Below are 24,004 nucleotides of genomic sequence, written 5' to 3'. Positions count from 1 at the left end.
ATAAGGGTCCACAGGTCCTAAGGTCATTCCTCAGATGTTCTGCCGAAACTTTGCCGTGCTTTTCCTGCTGATTTCGGCTGCTGTCGCGCGCGCGGAGCCGGCGCGCGAGATCGTGCCCGTCAAGAGCCGGCAGATATCCCAGTTCAAGGTCGGTTCCGACAAAACGGTCTTCGGCGCACTCGAATTCATCGGCGGCATCGAGATGACGTCGGCCAACCCTTTGTTCGGTGCGCTGTCGGCGATCCGGTTTCTGCCGGACGGCCAGTCCTTCGTCGCGGTGATGGACACGGGCCACTGGGTCGAGGGGGCCGTCATCCGCGACGATGCGGGCGGGCTCGAGGGGCTGAGCGATCTGACGGTCACGCCGATGACCGACGCAAACGGCGAAGCTCAGCTCGAGAAATGGCGGGTCGATTCCGAAGGGCTGGCCTTGCGCGAAGGTCAGGCGATCGTCAGCTTCGAGCAGTCGCCGCGGATCGAAATCTATCCCTATCCGGGGTTCGCCAAGGCGCGTCCCCAGGGGCAGATGGCCTTGCCGTTCCCCGTCGAAGAGCTGCGCAGCAATGGCGGAATCGAGACGATCGCGATCGCGCCGAAGAACGGCCCGCTTCGCGGCGCGGCCGTGGTCGTCTCCGAGCGCAGCGTCGACAAGGCGGACAACCTTTTTGCGGGGATATTGGAGGGGCCGATGAAAGGCGCCTTCACGGTCGTGCGCGCCGATCCCTATTCGGTCACTGACGGCGCATTCCTGCCCGATGGCGACCTGCTTCTCCTCGAGCGGCGATTCAATTTCGCCTCCGGTCTCGGCATGCGTATTCGCCGCATCGCCGCGGGGGACATCCGGCCTGGCGCCGTGATCGACGGCGACGTCATGCTCGAAGCGGACATGAGCTACCAGATCGACAATATGGAGGCGCTCGACGTCATCTCGCAGCCCGACGGCGAGATCCGGGTGATCTTGGTTTCGGACGACAACCACTCGATCCTCGAGCGAAACCTGATGCTCGAATTCCGGCTGATCAAGTGAAACGGGGCCGAATGCCCCGCCGCTCCAACGCGTTGAAACCACGCACTTCCGCATGCGGAAGTGCTCTACCCGATGAGGGTTTTCAGGTCGTTGCTTTTACCGCCGGCATGGGTTTGACGACGCTCATCAGCGCGCCATAGGGAAGCAGCAGGACGATACCGCAGAGTATCTTGACTGCGAGATCGCCAAGAGCCCAGGAAATCCAGCGCGGGGCATCGGCGCTGAGCAGGCCGAGAACGGGCGCGGTTTCCAGCGCAAAGCCGTCATTCGCACCTAGGAACACGAAGAACGGCGCAAAGGCGAAAGAGAAGAACATCGCCGTATCGAGGGCCGAACCGATCAGCGAGCCTGCGAGCGGCGCCTGCCACCAGGTCTGGCGCCTGAGCCGGTTGAAGACGGAGATATCCAGAAGCTGGCCGAGCAGGAAGGCTGAACCGGAGGCGATCGCGATGCGCGGCGTCGCGGCGAGAACGGAGAGCACGACGGCAACCGCGAAGCCGGCAACGACGACGCGGCGCGCGATTCGCGGCCCGAACTGACGATTCGTCAGGTCTGTGACGAGGAAGGCGAAAGGATAGCTGAAGGCGCCCCAGGTCAGGAGGTCGCCCAGTTGCATCCCGGCGATCGAACCCGGGAGCGGATACTGGACGAGGAAGTTCGACGCCACGACCACGAAGGTCATCAGCGCCACATAGAGGTAGAACGTACGGTTGATCAGCATTTTTTTATCCTGGGTTATGCCACCAGTTGACGGATGCGCAGGCAGGTGCTTGCACGGCGATGGACGACACGAGAAAAAGGCTTGCCGGGCGAACCCGCAAGCCTCTTCAAGGTCTCGGCAGAAGTACCGGCGCTATCAGGCGGCTTCGGCAGCCTTCTTGACGATCTGACGGCGCAGCAGGCGGGCGCGCATGCTGAGCTCGTTTTCGTCGGCCTTCAGCAGGAAGGCGTCGAGACCGCCGCGGTGTTCGACCGAGCGGAGAGCCGCAGCGGAAACGCGCAGGCGGAAGCGCTGGCCGAGAGCATCGGAAATCAGCGTGACGTTGCACAGGTTCGGCAGGAACTTGCGCTTGGTCTTGTTGTTGGCATGGCTGACATTGTTGCCCGACTGGACGCCCTTGCCGGTCAATTCGCAACTACGGGACATTGTACACCTATTCTCTTATCGCCGCCGGACAATGCGGTAGCGGGCCCAGAGCCCAGGCCGCGTTCCTGTTGGCCATTATTGGAAAGTCGCGGTTCTATAGTCACAGGTGGCCCGCCAGTCAAGTCAAACCTTTGCATTCCCGAGCGAACGGGGCGATTTCGCCTGTTCTGCACTCATTAGCACGGTCGTTCCGGCGCGCAAGACGCATTCCAAGAGAGCGGCCGATGCGCTATCTTTTCCATGAGGACCGCGCCAGATTTCCAGCGGGCGCAGAAATGCCGCAAACCGCCTGCATTCCGGGGGATTGCGACATAAATGCGCCGACTTTCCTCGGCGTCGGCAAGGTGTTGTAACACTATGAACGCTGCATGGTTCCGTTTTGAGCCGTTCCGGTATCGAGGATCATGCAGGACAGAATGGGGCTTTCGGGCATGAAGTTGTGCATTGGTTTTCGCGCGCCGGCTTTCCTGGCCGCCATGATGTTTTCCACAGCCCCGCTTGCTGCGGAAGTCTCGCATCAGACGGACTACAGCATCGCGCTCGCCGGCCTGCCTTTGGCGCGGGCATCGTTCCACACCGAGGTCGAAAAGAATCGCTACACGATCTCGGGAACCCTGAACTCGGCGGGACTCGTGGATATCATCAGCCGCACCACGGGGCAGACGCGTGTCTCCGGAGTAATCGACCGCGACCATCTCCGGGCAAGCGAATATTCCATGTCCTACCGCAGCGGCCGGAAGGGCCGGGCCATCAATGTAAGCTTCCGAAACGGCAATGTCGTCCGGGCGAGCATGGTTCCGAAGCGTAATCCCTTGCCGAAGAACTGGGTGCCGGTCACGAGCCGGGACATGCGCAATGTGCTGGACCCGCTTTCCGGTCTGCTCATTCCGGCAAGGGCCCGGGTCTGCCCCAACACGCTGCCGATCTTCGACGGGGAATCGCGGCTCGACATAAGACTGTCTCCGAAGGGAACGCGAAACTTCAAAACCAGGGGATTCGAGGGCGAGGTGATCGTCTGCGGCATCCGCTTCGTACCGAAGGCGGGATACCGGAAGGGCCGCGAGGACGTCGAATATCTGCGCCGCCTGGGAACGATGGAGATCTGGTACGCGAAGGCGAACGGCGTGGACGTCTATGCTCCGGTCTATGCCCGCATACCGACGAAGATCGGAGCGGTCACGGTTTCGGCGACGCGCTTCGGCGATTGAAGCCCGCCGGCGGGCTCTTTCCTTACGCGCCCCCGAGGATCGCACCCCTCTTTCCGGAATCACGTAAGCGCGATAGATCAATGGGATTCGGGTGGGGTGATGGCCGCGCCGGAGTCTGGGCCGCGGAGGCGGGAATGAAGTTCAAGGCAACGCTGATCGGTTTCACCGCGATCCTCATGTGGTCGCTGCTGGCGCTCTTTACTGCCGCATCCGGCAAGATGCCGCCGTTTCAACTTTCGGCCGTCTGCTTTCTGATAGGCAGTCTGCCCGGCATCGCCGTCCTGGCGTCGAAGCCTGAGCGCCTCGCACTTCTGAAGCAGCCGGCAAAGGTGTGGGTCATCGGCATTGCCGGTCTTTTCGGCTACCACTTTCTTTATTTCACGGCGCTTCGCAATGCGCCGGCCGTGGAGGCGGGGCTCATCGCCTATCTCTGGCCGCTCTTCATCGTTGTCGGCTCGGCGCTGCTGCCGGGCGAGAGGCTCCGCTGGCACCATGTCGCAGGCGCCCTTGCAGGGCTCGTCGGAACGATCCTGATCGTTGCGCGCAACGGCATCGCCTTCGACGACGCCTATGCACTCGGCTACGGCGCGGCATTCCTCTGCGCCTTTACCTGGTCCGGCTATTCGCTGATCACGCGCCGCTTCGACGCGGTATCCACGGATGTCGTGACCGGTTTCTGCCTTGCGACATCGGCTCTGTCATTCCTCTGCCATCTCGGACTCGAAACGACGGTCTGGCCTGAAACCACCTTCGAGTGGCTCGCCGTGGCGGGGCTCGGCCTGCTGCCGGTCGGTGCGGCCTTCTATGCCTGGGACTACGGCGTGAAGAACGGCGACATCCAGTTCCTGGGCGTTGCGAGCTATGCGGCGCCGGTGCTTTCGACCCTGATCCTCATTCTGTTCGGCTTTGCCGACCCGTCCTGGCGGATCGTGGCCGCCTGCCTGCTGGTGACGGGCGGCGCCGTGCTTGCGGCAAAGGACATGATCTTCCGCAAGGGCAGGGCCGCGCAACCGGCGGAGTAGAACTCACTCCTCAGCCGGCCGCCAATCGGGGTGCGCCATTTCGAAGGAGGCGAAGTCGAAGCCGGGTGCGACGGTGCAACCGACGAGCGTCCACTCACCAAGCGAAGTGGCGGATTGCCACCAGCCGGCGGGAACGACCTGTTGCGGCCTTTCTCCGCCGAGCAGGTCGGGACCGAGCCGGGTCTGCGAAGCGGCCCTGCCGGGCTCGGCAATGCTGAGCTCGAGCGGGGCGCCAGCGTAGTAGTGCCAGACCTCGGCGGCATCGTGGACCCGGTGCCAATGCGACCGGTCGCCGCGTTCGAGAAGGTAGTAGATGGCCGTCGAGTGGCCACGCGCGCCACCATTGGCATCGCGGAACGTCTCCCCGTACCACCCGCCTTCCGGATGCCGGGCAAGACCCAGCGTTTCAATGATAGCTGCCGCCGTCATTTCCCGAGTCGCCATTTCAGAAATTGTCCTTGCGCTTGCGTATTTCCGCGAAGACGGCGGCATCGCTCGCCTTTTCCATACCGAGCAACGCGCGGATCTTCGGATCGCCGGCGCGCAGGAACGGGTTCGTCCGCTTTTCGAGGCCCATCGTCGTCGGCGCGGTGAAGCCGCCATCCGAGCGGGTCTCCTCGATCTCTGCCGCACGCTCCTTCAGCGCCGAATTTTCCGGATCGACCGTGATGGCGAAATGGGCGTTGGCAAGGGTGTATTCATGGCCGAAATAGATGGCCGTGTCGTCGGGAAGCGCCATCAGCCGGCTCAGCGACTGCCACATCGTATCGGCCGTTCCCTCGAAGAGACGGCCGCATCCGAGCGCGAAAAGCGTGTCGGCGGCGAAAAGCAGCTTGTCCTCGGGCAAATGGTAGCAGACGTGGCCGGACGTGTGGCCCGGCGTTTCGATGACATCGACCGGATGGCCGGCGAAGTCGAAGCGGTCACCATGTCCGACGGTCCTGTCTATGCCGGGGATCTTCGACGCCTCGTTCTTCGGGCCGATGATGGTGAGGCCGAAGCGTTCCTTCAGACTGGCATTCGCAGCCACATGATCACCGTGGTGATGCGTGGTGAGGATGTGCGTCAATTGCCATCCGCGCCGTTCGAGCGCGTCGAGGATCGGCCGCTCCTCCGGTGCGTCGATCGATGCCGTAGCGCCGCTAAGCCGGTCGTGGAGGAGCACACCGTAATTGTCGGTGCGGCAGAGGAAGAGGTCGAGTTCGAGCGCGGCCATGTTTCGGTCCTCCGATCGGTGCGGGGTTATCGGAAAGCGGCGATCCCGCTCGGTTCGAATGTAGCGAGGCTCGCCTTGAAGTCTACCGCTTGGAGTCTAACATGTTGCCCATGCACACCGATATCGTCGATCTCCGCCAATTCTATCACTCCGAGCTCGGCCGCATGGCGGAACAGTCGGTCAGCTCAGCGCTTGCTTCCATCTGGGCACGCCTGCCCGAGGAAAGGCTCCTGGGGCTCGGCTACGCGGTGCCCTATCTCGAGCGCTTCCGTGCCGATACGGAGCGGACCTTCGCCTTCATGCCGGCCGGGCAGGGTGCGGTGAACTGGCCGGTCGCCGACCTGTCCTCGACGGCACTGGTCTTCGATGAGGAATTGCCGCTGCCGGATGCCTCTATCGATCGCGTATTGATGGTCCATTCCCTGGAATTCGCCGAAAGCCCGCGCGAAACGATGAAAGAGATCTGGCGCGTGCTGGCGCCCGGCGGACGCCTGATCATCGTGGTACCGAACCGCCGCGGCGTCTGGGCGCAGATGGAGCACACGCCTTTCGGCTCGGGGCGGCCCTATTCCCGCGGGCAGCTGACGGCGCTCTTGCGCGAGACCAACTTCACGCCCGGCGCCACGACGGAGGCGCTCTTCTTTCCGCCCTCGAAGCGCAAGCTTGCCCTTCGGCTGCGCCACGGTCTGGAACGGTTCGGCCGGTCGCTGTGGCCGGCCTTTTCCGGGGTGATCATCGTCGAGGCGCAGAAGCGGCTTTATCAGGGCCTGCCGGTGGCCGCACGCGCCTCGCGCCGCGTCTTCGTCCCGGTGCTGGCTCCGCGGGGCGTGCCCAGCACGCGCAGTCGAGCAACGAAAGCGCCGTAGGCCGCAGTCTGCTGCCCGTCACCCCGTTGCTTGCTCCCGCACCGGCCGCGTTACGTCGCACTCGACAAATATCACCGTCCCCGGTATTGGCTGGACCGCATTCTTCCCGTGAAAGCTGGTCCGATGAATCTTGCCCTGAAAAGCCCTGCGCCGCGTTCCGGCATCCTGGACATCGCCGCCTATGTGCCGGGCAAGGAACATGCGCCCGGCGTCGCCAAGGTTCACAAGCTGTCGTCGAACGAAACGCCGCTCGGCGCGAGCCCGCGCGCGATCGAGGCTTTCCAGAAGGCGGCTTTCAATCTCGAACGCTACCCGGACGGTCAGGCGAATGCGCTCAAGGAAGCGATCGCGGCGGTTCACGGGCTGAACCCCGCCAACATCCTTTGCGGCAACGGGTCGGACGAACTGCTCGGTCTTCTCTGCCATACCTATCTCGGCCCCGGCGACGAGGGGATCGTCACCGAACACGGATTTCTCGTCTACAAAATCCAGATCACCGCGTCCGGCGGGACACCCGTCACGGTCAAGGAGAGGGAAGAGCGCGTCGATGTCGATGCGATACTTGCGGCCGTGACCGAGCGGACGAAGATCGTCTTCATCGCCAATCCGGCAAATCCGACCGGTACCTATATCCCCGTCGAGGAGGTCCGGCGTCTGCATGCGGGCCTGCCCGCCGGCGTCCTGCTGGTGCTCGATGCGGCCTATGCGGAATACGTCCGGCGCAACGACTACGAGGCGGGACTGGAACTCGTTTCGTCCAACCGCAATGTGGTGATGACCCGAACCTTTTCGAAGATCTACGGCCTTGCGGGTCTGCGCATCGGCTGGATGTACGCGCCGCGCGACGTGGTGGAGGCATTGGACCGCGTCCGCGGTCCCTTCAATCTCAACGCGGCGGCAATCGCAGCCGGTGCCGCGGCGATCGGCGACCAGGCCTTCGTTGCCGCGGCGGTCGACCACAATCACACCTGGCTGGCGAAGATCGGTCAGGCGTTGACGGATATCGGCCTGCGCGTCACCCCATCGGTCACCAATTTCGTGCTGATCCACTTCCCCGAGGAAGCGGGCATGTCGGCCAGCGACGCGGATGCCTATCTGACGAGCCGGGGCTTCATCCTGCGCGCCGTCGGCGCCTACGGTTTCCCCAATGCGCTGAGAATGACGATCGGCTCCGAAGAAGCGAACAAGGGCGTCGTCGCGGCACTGACTGAATTCATGGGACGGAAATGATGGCTCAGCAGTTCGAAACCATCGCCCTTATCGGCATCGGCCTGATCGGGTCGTCCATCGCCCGGGACATTCGCGAGAAGCAGCTCGCCGGTACGATCGTGGTTACGACGCGCAGCGAAGCGACGCTGAAGCGCGCCGGCGAGTTGGGCCTCGGCGACCGCTACACGCTTTCGGCGGCCGAGGCTGTCGAGGGCGCGGATCTCGTCGTCGTTTCGGTGCCAGTCGGTGCATCCGGCGCTGTCGCCGCCGAGATCGCAGCCCATCTGAAACCGGGTGCGATCGTCACCGATGTCGGTTCGACCAAAGGGTCGGTCATCGCCCAGATGGCGCCGCACCTGCCCAAGGACGTCCATTTCGTGCCCGGTCACCCGATCGCGGGTACCGAGCATTCCGGCCCGGATGCCGGCTTTGCGGGCCTCTTCCGCGGGCGCTGGTGCATTCTGACGCCGCCGGCCGGCACGGACGAAGAGGCGGTCGCCAGGCTCAGGCTGTTCTGGGAAACGCTTGGCTCGATGGTCGACGAGATGGATCCGGAGCATCATGACAAGGTGCTGGCGATCGTCTCGCATCTGCCGCATATCATCGCCTACAACATTGTCGGCACCGCCGACGACCTGGAGACGGTGACCGAGTCCGAAGTGATCAAATACTCGGCCTCGGGCTTCCGTGACTTCACCCGCCTTGCCGCTTCGGACCCGACCATGTGGCGCGACGTCTGCCTGCACAACAAGGACGCGATCCTGGAAATGCTCGCCCGCTTCTCCGAGGATCTCGCCTCACTGCAGCGCGCGATCCGTTGGGGCGACGGCGACAAGCTCTTCGATCTCTTCACCCGCACGCGGGCGATACGCCGCTCGATCGTTCAGGCCGGTCAGGACACCGCGATGCCCGATTTCGGCCGGCACGCGATGGACCAGAAGTAGGCTGCCGGAAGCAGGCTGTGAAGACCGGCGCTCACAGCGCCGGCAGCATGCCGATCGGAACGAAGGCGAGGAAGGCGGTCCCGTCGCGGACGTTCAGTTTGACTGTCGCTTCGTTCTTGCCGCCCGCAAGCGCCTTCAACATGTTGGCGACGTTGTCGATCAGGTCGGTTTCGTCCGGAGCAATCTTCACGAAGTTTTCCCGCCAGGCATCGATGTTCGCAAGCGTGAGAGAGAATTCCCCCGAAATCAGCCCCTGATCATTCACCGAAAAGGGGCCGGTGAGTTTTGCGCTCATTCCGGAGCCCGCATCGAGCGTCAATTGCCGCAACTCGCCTCTGGTGCCGCGGAGCATATAGGGCGGCAAAGTGCCCGCCTGAAGCCACTCTGCCTTGTCCGCAACGGTCAGGTCCATTGCGACATCGGCCGGTGCGGCAAGACTGGGTCCCTGGTCCGGGCGCAGGTCGAGCTTTTCGATGCTGAGTGCCGCGTCTAGGTTACCGCCGTTCTGGCGCAGATGGAGCTCGCCATGGCTGGCGCCGAAGCCGAGGCCCTTGCCCGTCAGGGGGGAGCGCGCGGTGCCGGTCAGATTGTCATAGGCCAGCGAGGTGCGGTCGATGCCGGAGAGGGTCGCCGCGACACTTGCGCGGAGCAGCGTCCAGTCGGCGGAAATCGTGACGCCGGGGGAAACGCGGATTTCGGCGGGGCCGTCGAGCTCGAGGACCGCACGCCCGGGCTGATAGACCTGCGCCGCCGTTCGCAGCGCGCCGAAGGACGCGGAGGCGCCGCGGCGCGTATCGTCGAGGCGCACCTTGTCGCAGAACAAACCGAGGCGGAAGGGAAAGCCGCGCACCTCCATCTCGGCGCATTCGCCGCTGAAGCCGATCGCCTGGCCCTTCGTCAGATAGGCAGTCAGCCGCTTCTGGATCTGGTCCGCGGCAAGAAACCAGCCGGCGGAATAGAGGCCGCCCACGAACACGATACCTGCTGCCAGCCACAAGAATTTCCTGCCGGTAGGCGATGGCTTGGCGACGGCGGTCACAGTCATGTTGTCTGGTACTCCACACTGGATCACGATGATTTCAGGTCGGGTCGACCTAAAACTCATCTCGCTCTTGCCGCCGGGAGCGGCCTTTCGGGTGGCCGATCCCCCTGCGGCGAACTAACCTTCATCCGCAATCGCGACACGGCCTATCGGCGCGACCAGTTCGATTGCAAGAGAATTGCTGCACAATTTTGTCCTTCGACCGATACGGTCCCGGGAATTATGCAGTAAAAAATTCCGGTAGGCCGCAGGAGCGTCGAATATCGATTCGGTGGACTGATTCGGCGGCTTGCCGGCGGCATGTTTGAATGGCAGCGGATATGGACGAATTTTGGGTCTTTGGCTACGGCTCGTTGATGTGGAATCCGGGCTTTCGCTTCGAGGAGAAGCTGACGGCGCGCGCTTTCGGCTACCGCCGCTCGCTCTGCGTGCGTTCCTGGGTTCACCGCGGGACTGAACGGCACCCCGGCCTGGTACTCGGGCTCGACTATGGCGGCTCCTGCATCGGGACGGCATTCCGCGTGGCGCCTGCGCAAAAGGCGGAGGTGATCGACTATCTGCGCGAACGCGAGCTGGTCACCCACGTCTATAAGGAACGAACCATGCCGGTACAACTTTCCAGCGGACAGCGCGTGCCCGCGCTGACCTATGTGATCGATCGCTCACATGTCCAGTATGCCGGTGCGCTGAGCGCGGAGGAGGCGGCCGCGACGGTCGCCGTCGCCACCGGCAAGTCCGGGCCGAACAGCGAATACGTTCTCAATACGCTCGAACATCTTCGCGAAATGGGTATCCGCGACCATTGGCTGGAGGAGGTTGCCGCGAAGCTGACGGCCGGCGGAGCTGAGTCGCTCCGGGCCTGAAGGGGGAGGCTACCGAGCCCCGAGTTCGCGCAGCCGCTGTTCGGCGGTGGGCGGCAGCGGCAGGTGCGGATTTGCCCGCACGGTTTCGATGAGGAGGTCGTCGCTCGCAGCCTCCGTAACTTCCACCAGCTTCGCCAGAAATGCGTCCGGATCCAGCCCGGCCTCGATCGGCGGGAGGACACGCACCTTGAAGTGGCCAGGGAAACGGAGGAACTTGCGCCGCGGCCAAAACAGCCCCGGATGCATCGCGACGGGAACCACCGGCACCTGGAGATCCCGATAGAGCCGGGCGATGCCGTATTTGTACTCCGGCGGTGCGCCGGGCGGGCGGCGGGTCCCCTCGGGGTAGATGATCAACTGACGCCCCGTCGCCATCTCGTTTTTCGTGCGGTCCATGACCTCGGTCATCGCCTTACCGCGCGCGGCGCGGTTCACCGGAACCATGCGCTGCTTGACGATGTACCAGCCGAACAGCGGTATCCAGGTGAGCTCCCGTTTGAGGATATAGAAGGGATCGTCGAGCCAAGGCAGAAGCGCGTAGGCGTCCCAGAAAGACTGATGCTTCGGCGCGAAGATGTAGGCGCCCTTCGGAATGTTCTCGAGGCCCTCGATCTCGAAGGTCGTGCCGACGATCTTCGCGAGCAGCCAGTGGTTGCTGCGCGCCCAGTTCTTGGGCACGAACCAGGCCGTCTTGCGCGGCACAAGGAAATAGAACGGCGTCAGCACGATCATCTGCACGATCAGGTTGGCATAGAAGACCAGATTGAAGAGGATCGAACGCAGGGTGATCATCAGGCAGACTCTCGGGTGCGGGTGCGGTGCGCCACGCTGCCTACACGAATATGCGGCGGAGGAAAACAGCCTCGCGACGAGAGCACCTTTCTATGCCGGTCCTACTCCCCGGCCGGCGCAATATGAGAGGGGCCCGACCTGAGGCCGTTCGTCCAGCGGGCGCCCATCACATCGCGCAGCGTGGCGACCGAGTATTTGCCGTATTCGAGCAGAATGGCCTTCAGCACCAGCGGATTGCGCAGCCAGTTGGTCGTCTTGAGATCCGAATTGACGACCGGGTAGGCGATGAATTCGGTTTCGGGCCTGGCGCGGCGCAGTTCGAGCAGGCTGCGCGGCATGTGGTAATTGTTCGTCACCACGAGGATCGTCCGATAACCTCGGTTTCGGATCCACAGCGAGGTTTCGGTCGCATTGCCGATCGTATCGATCGCCGCATGACCGATATCGACGCAGCATTTGAACAGGTCGGCCGAGCTCTGGGTGTTGCGCCTGATCTGGCTTCGTGTCGTCGACGGATGAACACCGGAAATCAAGAGCCGCTTTCCGGCACCGAGTTTCAGGAGATCGACCGCCTGGTCTATTCGTTGGAAGCCGCCGGTCAGCACCACGATCGCATCCGCTTTCGGAGTGGCAGGCGGCTGCAGCGAGGCGACGGTATCGGCGAATTGCAGGAAGCCGGCGATGAATACGGTGAGAAAGGCGAGCAGCACGAAGAAGCCGCGGCGCAGCACTTTGCGCAGCAGGCTGCGGGACTGGCGACGGCGCGCGGCCCTCTCCAGCCATTTGCCCCTTTCGGCCATCCCGCTCCCGCGTAGTTCTCCCGCCTTCATGATTCTCATCACATAGCCGCAGATTGCGGCAGGGAATAGATCGATTGCGGGCAATTCATGGCCTTCCGGGCGATTTCAACCCTGAAAGGTGTCGGTCCGGCCCGGATCCGATCGGATAAGGTCGATCTCGTAGATCGTCCGCATGACGGTAAGGCGCGCCGTCAAGGTCGTCAGCAGGGCAATGACGACGATAATGCCGAAGATACCAAGATAGCCGGTGTAGCCGATGGCGAAGGTACCGAACAGAGCGGTCGCCTGATCCGTTTCAGGGGTTGCAAGCGTCTGCGACTGCCAGAAGCTCGCCAGCGCAAAGGACAGCGCAGCGAGAAGGCCGCCGGCGCCGGCGCCCTTCAGACTGATTCGGAGAAAGTGCTTCTGGAATTCGGCGGCGACGAAACTCGCTTCCGCTCCGACGAAATGAAGGACCTCGACGATGTGGCGATTGCCGGACAGCGCGCCGCGGGTGGCGAAAACCACCGTCAGCACCATCGCGGAGAAGACCAGTACCAAGACGCCGGTGCCGATCATCGTGGTCGTACTCGCCATTGCTACCAGGCGATCGACCCAGGTGCGATGATCATCGAGGAAGGCCTGCGGGATGGTTTCGGTGAGCGCCTTTCGCATCGCGGCGAAATCGGGGGGATTGCTCTCGTCGATCGTGACGACGACGAGCCGCGGCACGGGCAGTTCGTTCAGGTCGAGCCCGCCACCGAGCCACGGTTCCAGGAGGCGTGCCGTCGCCGCGCGGTCGATGATCGTGCCGCCCGTCGTGCCGCTGAAGGTCAGCGCCAGATCCCGGGCATCGGCGAGCGCCCTCTCCATGTCGAGGTTGTCGTCCGGCTTGATCTGGATGGTGATCTCACGGGAGATCTGCGATTGCCAGCTCTGGGCGGTCGCCCGCACCATGCTGACGCCGCCGAGGGTCAGGCAGGCGAGAAAGGACATGATGGCGATGACGCACATGAGCGCGTGGCCGGAAACGTTGGCCGAAGGCACGATCGGCCCCGTCGGGCGCACGCGCATCTCGCTGCGACGCTGCTGCTGTTGCGGCGGAGGGTTTGGCTCGCGGCGGGGAACGCGGTTCTCATTCATAGATGTCGAGCCGTCCCTGTGACAGGATCATCCTCCGGGCCTCGACCTGATCCATCAAGGACAGGTCGTGCGTGGCGATCACCACCGCGGTCCCGAGCCGATTGAGTTCCATGAAGAGATTGAGCAATCGCCGCGCCATCGGCGGATCGACGTTGCCGGTCGGCTCGTCGGCAAGCAGGATCTCCGGCCGGTCGATCAGCGCCCGCGCGATCGCGGCGCGCTGCTTCTCTCCGCCGGACAGCACCGGCGGCAGCACGTTGAGGCGCTCGCCGAGGCCCACCCATTTAAGGAGCTCGAGCACGTCGGAGCGATAGCTCGACTCTTCCTTTCCGCGGACCCTGAGGGGCAGGGCGACGTTTTCATAGGTCGTCAGGTGGTCGAGCAGCCGAAAGTCCTGGAAGACGATGCCGACCCGGCGGCGCAGCATCGGAAACTCCTCACGGGGGATGGAGGAGATGTTGCGGTCGAACATGCGGATGAGGCCGCGCGTCGGCTTGAGCGACAGGAAGAGGAGCCGGAGCAGCGTCGTCTTGCCGGCGCCCGACGGACCGGTCAGGAACTGGAAGGAACGGCGCGGAATATCGAATGTCAGGTCCCGGAGAATCTCTGGTCCCATGCCATAGCGCAATCCGACGTTTTCAAAGTGAATCAATGGGACAGCCCAGTCTCTCGTCACGACCCTCGCCAAATCCGCCGAAGGCCGGATTATCGCAGCTCCACCCGTCTATCAGATGCGCCACGGCCGGTGAAGCACTTCAAGCACCGCATGTCTGCTTGCACAGACTCCGAATTAAGGAACATGCAGTAGGACGGCACTGCTGCCAAGGCAAAACCGCGCGTGCCGCTATGGTTAAGCAAGGGTTAACGTTCCATGAAAAGACGCCGCTTTCGCGGCCTTCTTTCCAAAACATTAACCATTTCGGTTTACGTCTCGTCAGGATTCGAAGCAATGCCTTGCATCCATTGCAGATGGCATGTGCATCGAGCGAAGACGTACGGCGCTGCAGGCAAGACGATCGGCGCCGTCACCGGGGAGCGCCCATGCAGGCATTTCGCGCAAAGACCGCGGGCATCGACCTCATTCCACCGGAGCGCGCCTCGCGTTCGAGCGCCGCTCAGCCGAGGCGCCTCGACTATATCGATGTCGAATTCGAAACGGTTGCGCCGACCGCACGGCGCAGCCCCTATCCGGTGTTCAACGACAACCGCCGGGCCGGCGCCCGGCAAAAGGCCAACGCGGCGGCCGCCCCGGGATTGCGGAGTGCAGCACGGCGGATCCTGGTCGCGGCCGGGACCAGGCTCGATGCGATGTCGCCCCGGCGCTTTGCCGGCCTGGCCGCCTTTCTCGGACTTACGGTATTCCTGCTGATCGCCGGTTTCGGCGGCGACGGGCGGGCCGACATGCACCCGCTGCCGACGAAGGGCGGAAAAATGCCGGACCTGACGGTTTCCTTTGCCGAAGACGGTGCTTCCGATCGCTGATGTGTGCTCATAGCGGCGACTGACTTCAATAGAAGTCTGCACTGCTAGATTTGGAAAGCGGTTCGTAGGACAACCCCCAATCGTCACCGGAAAACCACTCATCTGATGTTTTTGCTTTGCCTAAACGCAAACTTCTGATTCTGTCCGCTTTCTTCGTTTCGATGCTATCTTGCAGCTGCTTTAGGTACTTCTTTCTATTGTAATGGATAGCGGTCCCATCATGAGAGCCCTCTCCCCAAACAAAGCAGGTGGGGCCCAGCGACGAGGCTTTGTAACCCGAAGGTTCTCGTTGCACGAACAGAAATATACCTTTAGCCGTCTTAGATCTTTTGTTTTGCGATTGCTCTATAGGTACGCCCAGCGGAAATATTAACTTGCCACCAACTCGAAGGTTCTCGATCCAGGATTTCGCAGGGCGAGAACTGGCGAAGTTCACGTAAATTCGATCGACAGGAACTTGAGGCCAGACACACCCATCTCCTTGGATCACTCTTATGTTGCCATTGTCGCGCAAGTTCCTTCCGGCGCTGTCAGCCAATACGGGATCAAACTCGATAGCCGTGACAAGACCGCTGTCTCCTGTCAATTTGGATAGGATAGACGTGTAGTAACCAGTGCCGCATCCAATATGTGCGACGCTGTTTCCGCGATTTATTTGCAAGGAATGCAGCGCCCAAGCGTGCAAAGCTGGACTTCCGTTATTGACGTTCCGTTCCTGTTGAATGGAAAGAACACAATCTTGATACAGCACGGCCGGATCCGACGAAGGAATCTCGTAGTAGCCGTCATACCTTGCGAGAAACCAAGGGGGAGGTCCAAGGTAGTGCTCACGGCGCTCCGCCGCAAATGCGTGTTCCAGGTCTTCATCGGCAATCCCCGCAGCTGCCAGGATTTGCTTGGCATAGGCGCGCCTAATGACTGCCAGTTCATCCTCTGAAAAACTCATTCAGACCTCACAGCGTAAACGGGTCCATCGGCCGATTCTCAGAGCATTTCCGTTAGGACCTCTGCGTTGTGCGATGCATGGTTGAGTTACCGAGTTCTAACTAAATTTTACCTTGAAATACCGATAGCTCGGTGAGTTTGCGCCAAGTTCGCAGGCAGTTTACAAAAAATCAAACTTCGGCGGGACGTATAGGGCCATACCCGCTGCCGACGAAGGGCGAAAAAATGCCGGACTTGCCGGTTTCCTTTGCCGAAGGCGGTGCTTCCGATCGCTGAATGTGCTAATCGCGGCTAAACAAGGGAAGGCTGGTGTTCTTCCTTACGAATGGAGAAACCCGCATGCCCGTCGTCCGCGGCAAGAATATCGAAGTCCTCTACAGCGCCGAAACCATTGCGGCGAGAAATCAGGAAATGGCCGCCGATATCGTTCGTGGGCCGCATAAGGATCTTCTGGTCATCTCGATCCTGAAGGGCTCCTTCATCTTCGCGGCCGATCTGATCCGCGCCATGCATGCGGCGGGCCTTGCTCCGGAGGTCGAGTTCATCACGCTTTCGAGCTACGGAACCGGGACCGAATCCAAGGGCGTCAGGATCACCAAGGATATCGACAGCGATGTGCGTGATCGCGACGTGCTCCTCATCGACGACATTCTGGAGTCCGGCCGCACCCTGCGCTTCGCCAAGGAACTGCTTCTGGAGCGCGGCGCACGAAACGTCACGATCGCGGTGCTGCTCGACAAGCGGGTGAAGCGCCGCGTCGACCTCGAAGCGGATTATGTCGGCTTCGAGTGCCCGGATCATTTCGTGGTCGGCTACGGAATGGATGTCGCCTACGCGTTCCGCGAACTGCCGTTCGTCGGAGTGGTGACGGGCGACGCAACCTAACTTGGCTCGTACCTTTTCTGCTGTGCGTCTGTCACGGGCACCGTCTCGGCGCCGCCGAATGATTAAAATGCCTCCTATCGTGTTTACCGGAATCAAACGAAAAGCTGTTTGTTTGGATGACGTATCGCGGTCGCATGAGGCGGCGGACGATACGGAGATCCAACGGAGCGTCCATGGCATCCAATCGCCGCGCCGCTCCCCGCAGAAAAAATACGGGAGGCCATGATGGCGAAAATCCTGATCACCGAGGACGAAGATGGCTTGCGCTCGTTCGTCGCGCGCGCTTTGCGGCTCGACGGGCACGAAACGGTTGAAGCCGGGGACGGAGCCGATGGGCTTGCCTGCCTTCGCGATCAGCCGTTCGACCTCTTGCTATCCGATATCCGGATGCCGGTCATGGACGGCATCGAGCTTGCGCATCAGGCGGCCGCCGCATTTCCGGCATTGAAGATCCTGTTGATGACCGGCTACGCCGAACAACGCGAGCGTGCCGACGACCTCTCCGGCAAGGTCGTCGACGTCATCGAGAAGCCATTTTCACTGCCCGACATTCGCAAGGCGGTAGCGCTCGCGCTGGCCGCCTGACGCCGCCGTCGAGAGGGACGCGGTTGATGTGTCCGCGCGGCCCCTCATCCGGCTGCCGCCACCTTCTCCCCGCAAGCGGGGAGAAGGGATATGCCGCGCCCGCTCGCTCCCTCGAACGGGCGGTGAATGCAGAGTTCAGTTGGCGCCGCTTGTCCCTTCGCCCCGCGTGCGGGGAGAAGGTGGCCGGCAGGCCGGATGAGGGGCTGAAACGCGCGTAAGCGCCGAAGGGCCCATCCGCCCTTGCCATCACCGCATGTCGAGCAGCCGCTCGAGATACTGCCGCTCCAGCTCGGGCGACAGGCTGTCACCCAACTTACGACGGATCTCTTCCAGAATCTGGCGGGCGCGTTGCGTGTCGATCTCGTCGGGCACCTTCACCTGATCGCCGAAATCGGGGCCGGCGTTCTGCTGCCGGCGTCCGAGCGGGTCACGTCCGTTCTGACCATATTGCGGAATGCCTTGTCCGGGACCTTGCCCCTGACCCTGGGCCTGCATCTGGTTCATCATGTCCTGCGCGCCCTCGCGCAGGGCCTGCAGGGCCCGGCCCTGGCTGCCGACCGCCTGCTCGCCCTGGCCCTTCCCGAGAGCGCCGGCGGCACCTTCCATCTCGCGCTGCGCCTGACCGAAGCCCTTGCCGGGCTTGATCCCCAAATTCTCGAGCCCCTTCTGCAGGTCGCCGAGTTGCTTGCCAAGCGATTCCTGCTGCTCTCTCAATTGCTTGAGAGCCTCCTTCAATTGCTCGGCGGTCATGTCGTCCATCGGGTTGGGTTGGCCATTGGGGTCACCCCGCTGCCCCGGCTCCTGGGGCATGTCCTGGCCGAAGAGTTCCTCGTCCTCGCCTTCGAGCGGATCGCCGCGCTGCATCCGGTCGCGCAGTGCCTGGTCCAGCTTGAAGGTTTCGTCCATCAGTTGCTGCTGCTGCTGCATCAGCTCGCCGAGCTTGTCCATCTGCTGCCGCATGGCGTTGTTCTGCTCGCCCATCTGCTGCTGCATGCGTCCGGCCTGGAGATTGTTCATCATCCTCTGCAGCTCGGAGAGCATCTGCCGCGCCTGATCGCGCGCGCCGGAACGGGCCAGATTTTCGATCTGGTCCATCATCTTCTGCAGGTCCTGCTGGCGCAGAACGTTGTTCATCTCGGGATTGGCGGCGACAGCCGGGTTCTTCGCGGCCTGCTCGGCGAGCGCCTGCATATATTCCTGCATCGCCTGGCGAAGCTCGTCCATCAGCCGGGCGATTTCCTCGTCCGAGGCATTGCGTTCGAGCGCGTCCGACAGGGCCTGCTGCGCGTCGCGCAGCCGCCGGTCAGCGAGCGACAGGTCACCGTCCTCGATGCCGAGAGCGATTTCCCACAGGTGGTCGGCGGCATCGCGCAGCATGTCGTCATTTCGGGCGAGCTGCATGCGCGTGCGTGCCGACTTCAAGAGCAGGAAGTGGGTGGCATTGGGGATCGTCTCCTCGGGGTAAAGCGTGAGCGCATCATTGAGATCGATCGCGCGCGGCAATTGGTTGGCGTCGAGCGCGAAGACCTGGCGCTGTTCTGCGACGGCAGCGGCGAGGGGTTCGAAGAACCGGCGCGCAGGCAGAACGATCTCCTGCGGCACACTTCGTCCCTCCTGGCCGGCTGCATCACGAGCGACGAGCGTGATGCTCACGCGCTTTCCGGCAAGCGGATGCTCACTCAGATTGCGGCTCGTCGTACCCTTTGCCTCACGGGCATTGCGGCGCGGCAGATCGAGGCGATATTCGGGAGGGGCGTAGAGCGGATGGGCATCCTTTGCGGGCTCCTCGAGGGGCTTGATTTCGGCCCAGGCCTGGGCGATGCCGTAGTCGTCATGGGCCAGGTAGCTGATATCGAGCGCTGCATTGACGGTTGGACGCGGTGCGCCGTCGAAAGCGATGCCGGGCACGCTGTCGGGCGTGATCTTGAAGCTCCAGCTCTGGCCGCCGACGGAGAGCGTTCCGTCCTTGGCGATCTTGTAAACATGATTGCGGACCGCATTCGGAGTTGCCTGGGGCGTTTCAGACCGGGGCGTTTCAGGTTCGGCTGTTCCCGGCCTGGATGTCGCCTCCGCCTTGGCGTCGGACGGCGGGATTGCCACCGGCTCGTTGCCCGCCTCGGCGTAGCTGACCGTTTCCTCCGTCCCGGCCCCGGTTATCCGCACCGTAAGATCGCTGAACTGCGGTATCGTTATCTGAGCCTTCTCCTGCGGATCCTTCTCCTGTGTTGGGTCCGTCGCGTCCTGACGGCCCGTAAGAAAGATCGGCGCGCGGCCGGTATAGGCGGGCGGCGTCACCCATGCATCGATACGGATGTCGGCAGCCGTTACCTCCTGCTCTGGCAGGCGGAAGGCGTCCGAAATCAGTCCGGCGCGGTTCGAATAGGAATAGGCGAAGGCGATGCAGGCAAGGAGGACGGGGATGGCCCGCAGCGCCCACGGGTCATGCCGTGCGATATCGGGGCGCGGCAGACCCGTATCGAGTTCCCTGACCATGCGCGCCATACGCGCCTGATGTTCGCGCCAGAGTGCGGCGCCGAACGCTCCTTCCGTCGCGGGCGCATCGTCCTGGACGCGGATCGCCTGATGGGGCAGCCGGTTGCGCTCTTCCAGCATCCGGTCCGCCTCGGGCGTTTCCGGCCAGCGAATGCGGGTCAGCGGCAACAGGGAGACGAACAGCCCTACGACGAAGAGAAAAAGAAGGGCGGCATGCAGCCAGAACGGCGCGGCCCGAAAGAGGCCGACCCAGCCGGCGGAGAGAAACAGAAGAACGAGCGAGGCCGGGACGAGCATGCGTGGCAGCAGCTCTTCGGCCAAAAGAACAGAACGGGCGAGGAATCGCTTCGCCGCCAGCATCCTGGCGAACGACTGCGGTTTTGGCGTTTCATCCTGCCGGAATTGCGTCATCCGCCGAAACTTCCTTTCGATCCTTCGACCGCGGGCGGTCGATGGTCAGGATAACATTCTTTGTGGCGAAGACGAGGGCGGCCCGTAAAACAATGCGTGATCGCCGCCGGCAACCCCGATCGTGAACGCGTCGCTGGAGCTCAGTCGAGCCAGTCCGGCACCGAGTCGAGGCCGATCAGCTCGTCGTAGTCCCGGCGCGGGCGGATCACGTGGAAACGATCGCCCTTGACGAGCACCTCGGGCACCAGCAGGCGGCTGTTATAGGTTCCCGCCTGTACGGCACCGTAGGCGCCGGCCGAGCCGATCGCGAAAAGATCGCCGGGCTTCGGCATCGCCATCTCCCGGTCGAGCGCCAGATAGTCGCCGGTCTCGCAGACCGGCCCGACGACATCGGCCTTGATGCGCGGCGCGCTTGCGGCGGAAATCTTCACCGGCCGTATCTCGTGATAGGCCTCGTAGAGCGTCGGTCGGATGAGATCGTTCATCGCTCCATCGACGATGACGAAGGTCTTGTCGCCGCCGTCCTTCACATAGACCACTTCGGTCACGAGAATGCCGGCATTGCCGACGATCAGCCGGCCCGGTTCGGTGACGATCTTGCAGTCGAGGCCCTTGAGCTGGTTCTTGACGATATCGGCATAGGCGTCCGGCAACGGCGGCGGATTGTTGTCTTCACGGTAGGGAATGCCGAGACCGCCGCCGATATCGACGTGCTCGATGACATGCCCGTCGGATCGCAGCGTATCGACCAGTTCGCGCAACAGCTTGAAGGCATCGTCGAAGGGCTGCAGCTCGGTGATCTGGCTGCCGATATGCATGTCGATCCCGGTCACTTCGATGCCGGGAAGCTCGGCGGCATGAGCGTAGACGCCACGTGCCCGCTCCCAGGAAATGCCGAACTTGTTTTCCTTCTTGCCGGTCGAGATCTTCGCATGGGTGCGGGCATCGACGTCGGGATTGATGCGGAAGGAAACCGGCGCTCGTCTGCCGGCGCGAACGGCCCTCTGGTTCAGGACCTCCAACTCCGGCTCGGATTCGACATTGAAGCAATAGATGCCTGCCTCGAGAGCAAAATCCATCTCGCGCGCTGTCTTGCCGACGCCCGAGAACATGATCCGGCTTGCCGGAATGCCCGCTGCAAGCGCGCGGCGCAGTTCGCCCTCGGACACGACGTCCAGGCCTGCGCCGAGACGGCCGAGGGTTTTCAGCACGGCCTGGTTCGAATTGGCCTTCATCGCATAGCACACCATGGCGTCCACATCGGCAAAGGCTTGCGAAAAGACCTTGTAATGGCGCTCCAGCGTGGCGGTGGAATAACAGTAGAACGGCGTGCCGACGGCGCGCGCGATCTCGGTCAGGGGCACGTCTTCGGCGTAAAGAATTCCGTCGCGGTATTGGAAATGGTTCACGGTCTTTCCTCGGCTCAGAGGAGGGGGTCAAGCAGGAATGGGCGGTCGTCGACGGTTTGCTTCGGCGCGACAGTACCGGCGGGCGTTTTCGTGTTGATCGGTGTGCTGGCTCCCGGCCGGTCGAGGTCGCCCTTACGCCCGCAGCCGGCGAGAACCAGCCCCGGGATTGCCAGAAGAAGCGCGATTCGGGCGGCCTTCCTGAATGTCATCGTCATTTCCCTTTGCCGAAGCTGAGAGCCGGTTGATCTTGGGAGCGCGGGGGCGGCAGGAACCTGTTCCCTGTACCGCTCCGGTGCGATGTCTTACCGATTTTTCAGCGCCTTGTGCACCCTGTTTCTGCGAAGGGCAGGGAGCCTTGGAGCCGACGCATTTTCCCACGGAAAACCGTTACACACTTTTCCTGAAGCGCTCTAGTTGCGCGCCCGCCACCAGGCGATCTGCTTGCGGACCTCGGAGGGCGCAGTGCCGCCGAAACTGGTGCGGCTTGCCACGGAGGCCTCGACCGTCAGGACGCCGTAGACCTTGTCCGTTATCGCGGAATTGATCGCCTGCAGCTCGGCAAGCGGGAGCTCGGCGAGATCGCATCCCTTCTGTTCCGCAAGCGCGACGACGCGGCCGGTCACATGGTGGGCGTCGCGGAACGGAAGGCCCGCCTCGCGCACCAGCCAGTCGGCGAGATCGGTGGCTGTCGAGTAGCCGGAGCCTGCTGCGGCCTTCATCCGGTCGGCGCGTATCGTCACGTCGCGGATCATGCCGGTCATGGCCGCGATTGCGAGTTCGAGGCTCTCGGCCGCATCGAAGACCTGTTCCTTGTCTTCCTGCATGTCCTTGGAATAGGCGAGGGGCAGACCCTTCATCACCGTCAGAAGTGCAACCAGCGAGCCGTTGACCCGGCCGGTCTTGGCGCGCACGAGCTCGGCCGCATCCGGGTTCTTCTTCTGCGGCATGATCGACGAACCGGTCGAAAAGGCGTCCGACAGGCGGATGAAGCCGAATTGCGGCGTCGACCAGATGACGATTTCTTCCGCGAGCCGCGACAGATGGGTCGCCGCGATCGCGGCGATCGACAGGAATTCAAGCGCGAAGTCGCGGTCGGAGACGGTGTCGATGGAATTGCGCGTCGGCTCGCGGAAGCCGAGCGCCTTGGCGGTCATGTGCCGGTCGATGGGGAAGCCGGTGCCGGCAAGCGCGGCTGCGCCGATCGGGCTTTCGTCCATGTGCTCGATCGCGTGGCGAACGCGCGCGCGGTCGCGGCCGAACATTTCCACATAGGCCATGCAGTGATGCCCGAAGGTGACCGGCTGCGCCGTTTGCAAATGGGTGAAGCCGGGCATCACCGTTTCGGCATGCTCCTCGGCGCGGTCGAGAAAGGCAGCGATGAGCCCGGTCAGCGCCTTCTCGGTCTTCTGCAGCTCCTCCTTGACCCACAGGCGGAAATCGAGCGCGACCTGGTCGTTGCGCGAGCGCGCCGTGTGGAGGCGCCCGGCGGCCGGGCCGATCAGGGCCGCCAGCCGCGCCTCGATGTTCATGTGGATGTCTTCCAGCCGCCGCGAGAATTCGAATGCGCCGCTGTCGATCTCTGACAGGATCGTGTCGAGGCCGTGAACGATCTTGTCTTTGTCTTCGGCGGAAATGATGCCTTGATGCGCCAGCATCGTCGCATGCGCTATTGAGCCGCGGATGTCCTGGGCATAGAGCTTCTTGTCGAAGCCGATCGAGGCATTTATCTCCTCCATGATCGCGTCCGGGCCCGAGGCGAAGCGACCGCCCCACATCTGGTTGGAGGATTTCGTCTCGGAACTGCCGTCAGCCATCAGGATGCCCGCCTTGGAGAATGAAATGCCAGACCAGAAGAAACGCCCTCCGGCCCTAAAATTGTTCGCGCTCGCCGCCCTTCTGGGCGTGATCGCCGGTGCGGCTGCGGTATACGTGAAGGAGACGGGGTCTGGCAATGGCGGCGTCACGCCGACGGCCGATGCGAGCTGCCCGCTTGCTGGGCAAAAGGTGGCTTCGCTCACCCCGCTGATGCGCGGCCAGGTGGCGGCGATGACGCCGGCGGACAAGGCGCGCCCGATCGGCGGCCTCGATTTCGCAGGTCCCGACGGCAAGCCGCTGACGCTTGCCGCCTTTGCCGGCAAGACCGTTCTGGTCAACCTCTGGGCCACCTGGTGCGTGCCTTGCCGGGAGGAGATGCCGGCGCTCAACGCCCTGCAACAGACGCTCGGGGGTGACCGTTTCGAGGTGGTCGCAATCAACATCGATACCGGCGCCGACGACAAGCCGAAGGCGTTCCTCGACGAGGTCGGCGTTCATGCACTCGGCTACTACCGCGATGCCTCGATGGGGGTTTTCAACACGCTCAAGAAGGAGGGGCTCGCCTTCGGCCTTCCCGCTACCTTGCTCCTCGACGAAAAGGGCTGCCTTCTGGGGTCGATGAACGGACCGGCCGTATGGGACAGCGATGATGCGAAGAACCTGATCGAGGCGGCGTTGGCTCCGCCTGCGGGGAGTTGAGGGATCGCCGCAGGAGCCTTCC

The 24,004-nt window shown here is 63.0% G+C and carries 25 protein-coding genes; 11 read left to right on the top strand and 14 right to left on the bottom strand.

All coding sequences use genetic code 11. The features are described 5' to 3' along the window. The first annotated feature begins 34 nt into the window (after positions 1 to 34). Complete coding sequence (locus tag PZL22_RS14845) at positions 35 to 1,027, top strand: esterase-like activity of phytase family protein (RefSeq protein ID WP_003527454.1); 993 nt, start codon at positions 35 to 37, stop codon at positions 1,025 to 1,027. A gap of 82 nt (positions 1,028 to 1,109) precedes the next feature. Here the strand turns inward: PZL22_RS14845 and PZL22_RS14840 are convergent, their stop codons facing one another. Further along, positions 1,110 to 1,748, bottom strand: coding sequence for a VUT family protein (locus PZL22_RS14840; RefSeq protein WP_003527453.1), 639 nt, complete (start codon positions 1,746 to 1,748; stop codon positions 1,110 to 1,112). Between the two features lie 135 nt (positions 1,749 to 1,883). After that, positions 1,884 to 2,174, bottom strand: a complete 291-nt coding sequence (rpmB, locus tag PZL22_RS14835) for a 50S ribosomal protein L28 (RefSeq protein WP_003527451.1) — start codon at positions 2,172 to 2,174, stop codon at positions 1,884 to 1,886. 416 nt (positions 2,175 to 2,590) lie between these two features. On the opposite strand from rpmB, the gene PZL22_RS14830 reads away from it, so the two are divergent. Continuing rightward, the gene (locus PZL22_RS14830; RefSeq protein ID WP_003527448.1) at positions 2,591 to 3,382 is read left to right on the top strand and encodes a DUF3108 domain-containing protein; all 792 of its coding nucleotides are present in this window, start codon (positions 2,591 to 2,593) and stop codon (positions 3,380 to 3,382) included. A 134-nt stretch (positions 3,383 to 3,516) separates the two neighbouring features. Beyond that, positions 3,517 to 4,404 (top strand): aromatic amino acid exporter YddG, encoded by an 888-nt coding sequence (gene yddG, locus PZL22_RS14825; RefSeq protein WP_003527446.1) that lies wholly within the window; start codon positions 3,517 to 3,519, stop codon positions 4,402 to 4,404. A gap of 3 nt (positions 4,405 to 4,407) precedes the next feature. Here yddG and PZL22_RS14820 read toward each other — a convergent pair whose 3' ends face one another. Then, positions 4,408 to 4,848, bottom strand: coding sequence for a cupin domain-containing protein (locus tag PZL22_RS14820; RefSeq protein WP_010970112.1), 441 nt, complete (start codon positions 4,846 to 4,848; stop codon positions 4,408 to 4,410). Between the two features lies 1 nt (position 4,849). Further along, positions 4,850 to 5,620: a hydroxyacylglutathione hydrolase gene (gene gloB / locus PZL22_RS14815; protein WP_003527442.1), complete on the bottom strand. Its 771-nt coding sequence runs from the start codon at positions 5,618 to 5,620 to the stop codon at positions 4,850 to 4,852. A 101-nt stretch (positions 5,621 to 5,721) separates the two neighbouring features. On the opposite strand from gloB, the gene PZL22_RS14810 reads away from it, so the two are divergent. The 3 genes from PZL22_RS14810 (at position 5,722) to PZL22_RS14800 (ending at position 8,639) form a co-directional block, all read left to right on the top strand. Beyond that, on the top strand, positions 5,722 to 6,486 hold the full coding sequence (locus PZL22_RS14810) for a class I SAM-dependent methyltransferase (protein ID WP_003527440.1): 765 nt from the start codon (positions 5,722 to 5,724) through the stop codon (positions 6,484 to 6,486). Between the two features lie 123 nt (positions 6,487 to 6,609). After that, positions 6,610 to 7,716 carry a histidinol-phosphate transaminase gene (gene hisC / locus PZL22_RS14805; protein WP_003527439.1) on the top strand — a complete coding sequence of 369 codons (1,107 nt, stop codon included), beginning with the start codon at positions 6,610 to 6,612 and terminating at the stop codon, positions 7,714 to 7,716. Beyond that, the gene (locus PZL22_RS14800) at positions 7,713 to 8,639 is read left to right on the top strand and encodes a prephenate/arogenate dehydrogenase family protein (protein ID WP_027989821.1); all 927 of its coding nucleotides are present in this window, start codon (positions 7,713 to 7,715) and stop codon (positions 8,637 to 8,639) included. The genes hisC and PZL22_RS14800 overlap by 4 nt, the downstream gene beginning before the upstream one ends. 31 nt (positions 8,640 to 8,670) lie before the next feature. Here the strand turns inward: PZL22_RS14800 and PZL22_RS14795 are convergent, their stop codons facing one another. Beyond that, on the bottom strand, positions 8,671 to 9,684 hold the full coding sequence (locus PZL22_RS14795; protein WP_003527436.1) for a DUF2125 domain-containing protein: 1,014 nt from the start codon (positions 9,682 to 9,684) through the stop codon (positions 8,671 to 8,673). Positions 9,685 to 9,989: 305 nt separating this feature from the next. On the opposite strand from PZL22_RS14795, the gene PZL22_RS14790 reads away from it, so the two are divergent. Then, positions 9,990 to 10,544, top strand: coding sequence for a gamma-glutamylcyclotransferase (locus tag PZL22_RS14790; RefSeq protein ID WP_003527435.1), 555 nt, complete (start codon positions 9,990 to 9,992; stop codon positions 10,542 to 10,544). 9 nt (positions 10,545 to 10,553) lie between these two features. Here the strand turns inward: PZL22_RS14790 and PZL22_RS14785 are convergent, their stop codons facing one another. From PZL22_RS14785 to ftsE, 4 genes are all read right to left on the bottom strand, one after another. Further along, complete coding sequence (locus PZL22_RS14785) at positions 10,554 to 11,336, bottom strand: lysophospholipid acyltransferase family protein (protein WP_003527434.1); 783 nt, start codon at positions 11,334 to 11,336, stop codon at positions 10,554 to 10,556. Between the two features lie 101 nt (positions 11,337 to 11,437). Then, positions 11,438 to 12,136, bottom strand: coding sequence for a YdcF family protein (locus tag PZL22_RS14780; RefSeq protein ID WP_003527433.1), 699 nt, complete (start codon positions 12,134 to 12,136; stop codon positions 11,438 to 11,440). 105 nt (positions 12,137 to 12,241) lie between these two features. Next, positions 12,242 to 13,258 carry a cell division protein FtsX gene (locus tag PZL22_RS14775; RefSeq protein ID WP_033048501.1) on the bottom strand — a complete coding sequence of 339 codons (1,017 nt, stop codon included), beginning with the start codon at positions 13,256 to 13,258 and terminating at the stop codon, positions 12,242 to 12,244. Then, a complete protein-coding gene (gene ftsE / locus PZL22_RS14770) occupies positions 13,251 to 13,874 on the bottom strand; it encodes a cell division ATP-binding protein FtsE (protein ID WP_015007944.1) in 624 nt (207 codons plus the stop codon). The genes PZL22_RS14775 and ftsE overlap by 8 nt, the downstream gene beginning before the upstream one ends. A 425-nt stretch (positions 13,875 to 14,299) precedes the next feature. Here ftsE and PZL22_RS14765 point away from each other — a divergent pair, with 425 nt between their 5' ends. Then, positions 14,300 to 14,740, top strand: coding sequence for a hypothetical protein (locus PZL22_RS14765; protein WP_003527427.1), 441 nt, complete (start codon positions 14,300 to 14,302; stop codon positions 14,738 to 14,740). Positions 14,741 to 14,765: 25 nt separating this feature from the next. Here PZL22_RS14765 and PZL22_RS14760 read toward each other — a convergent pair whose 3' ends face one another. Next, positions 14,766 to 15,686 (bottom strand): protein-L-isoaspartate O-methyltransferase family protein, encoded by a 921-nt coding sequence (locus tag PZL22_RS14760; protein ID WP_003527425.1) that lies wholly within the window; start codon positions 15,684 to 15,686, stop codon positions 14,766 to 14,768. 338 nt (positions 15,687 to 16,024) lie between these two features. On the opposite strand from PZL22_RS14760, the gene hpt reads away from it, so the two are divergent. Then, complete coding sequence (hpt, locus tag PZL22_RS14755) at positions 16,025 to 16,570, top strand: hypoxanthine phosphoribosyltransferase (protein WP_003527423.1); 546 nt, start codon at positions 16,025 to 16,027, stop codon at positions 16,568 to 16,570. A gap of 225 nt (positions 16,571 to 16,795) precedes the next feature. Further along, positions 16,796 to 17,155, top strand: a complete 360-nt coding sequence (locus PZL22_RS14750; protein ID WP_003527419.1) for a response regulator — start codon at positions 16,796 to 16,798, stop codon at positions 17,153 to 17,155. A 246-nt stretch (positions 17,156 to 17,401) separates the two neighbouring features. Here the strand turns inward: PZL22_RS14750 and PZL22_RS14745 are convergent, their stop codons facing one another. From PZL22_RS14745 to argH, 4 genes are all read right to left on the bottom strand, one after another. Beyond that, positions 17,402 to 20,059 carry a TIGR02302 family protein gene (locus tag PZL22_RS14745; RefSeq protein ID WP_003527417.1) on the bottom strand — a complete coding sequence of 886 codons (2,658 nt, stop codon included), beginning with the start codon at positions 20,057 to 20,059 and terminating at the stop codon, positions 17,402 to 17,404. Between the two features lie 140 nt (positions 20,060 to 20,199). Continuing rightward, a complete protein-coding gene (gene lysA, locus PZL22_RS14740; protein ID WP_003527416.1) occupies positions 20,200 to 21,468 on the bottom strand; it encodes a diaminopimelate decarboxylase in 1,269 nt (422 codons plus the stop codon). Between the two features lie 14 nt (positions 21,469 to 21,482). Continuing rightward, positions 21,483 to 21,683, bottom strand: a complete 201-nt coding sequence (gene lptM / locus PZL22_RS14735) for an LPS translocon maturation chaperone LptM (protein ID WP_003527415.1) — start codon at positions 21,681 to 21,683, stop codon at positions 21,483 to 21,485. 195 nt (positions 21,684 to 21,878) lie between these two features. Beyond that, positions 21,879 to 23,282: an argininosuccinate lyase gene (gene argH, locus PZL22_RS14730; protein WP_003527414.1), complete on the bottom strand. Its 1,404-nt coding sequence runs from the start codon at positions 23,280 to 23,282 to the stop codon at positions 21,879 to 21,881. 25 nt (positions 23,283 to 23,307) lie between these two features. Here argH and tlpA point away from each other — a divergent pair, with 25 nt between their 5' ends. After that, complete coding sequence (gene tlpA, locus PZL22_RS14725) at positions 23,308 to 23,982, top strand: thiol:disulfide interchange protein TlpA (RefSeq protein WP_033048499.1); 675 nt, start codon at positions 23,308 to 23,310, stop codon at positions 23,980 to 23,982. Positions 23,983 to 24,004 lie beyond the last annotated feature (22 nt).

Source organism: Ensifer meliloti (assembly GCF_030064585.1).
GTDB lineage: Bacteria > Pseudomonadota > Alphaproteobacteria > Rhizobiales > Rhizobiaceae > Sinorhizobium > Sinorhizobium meliloti.
The sequence above is the reverse complement of the archived record's forward strand: the minus strand, read 5'-3'. Positions and strand labels throughout refer to the sequence as shown.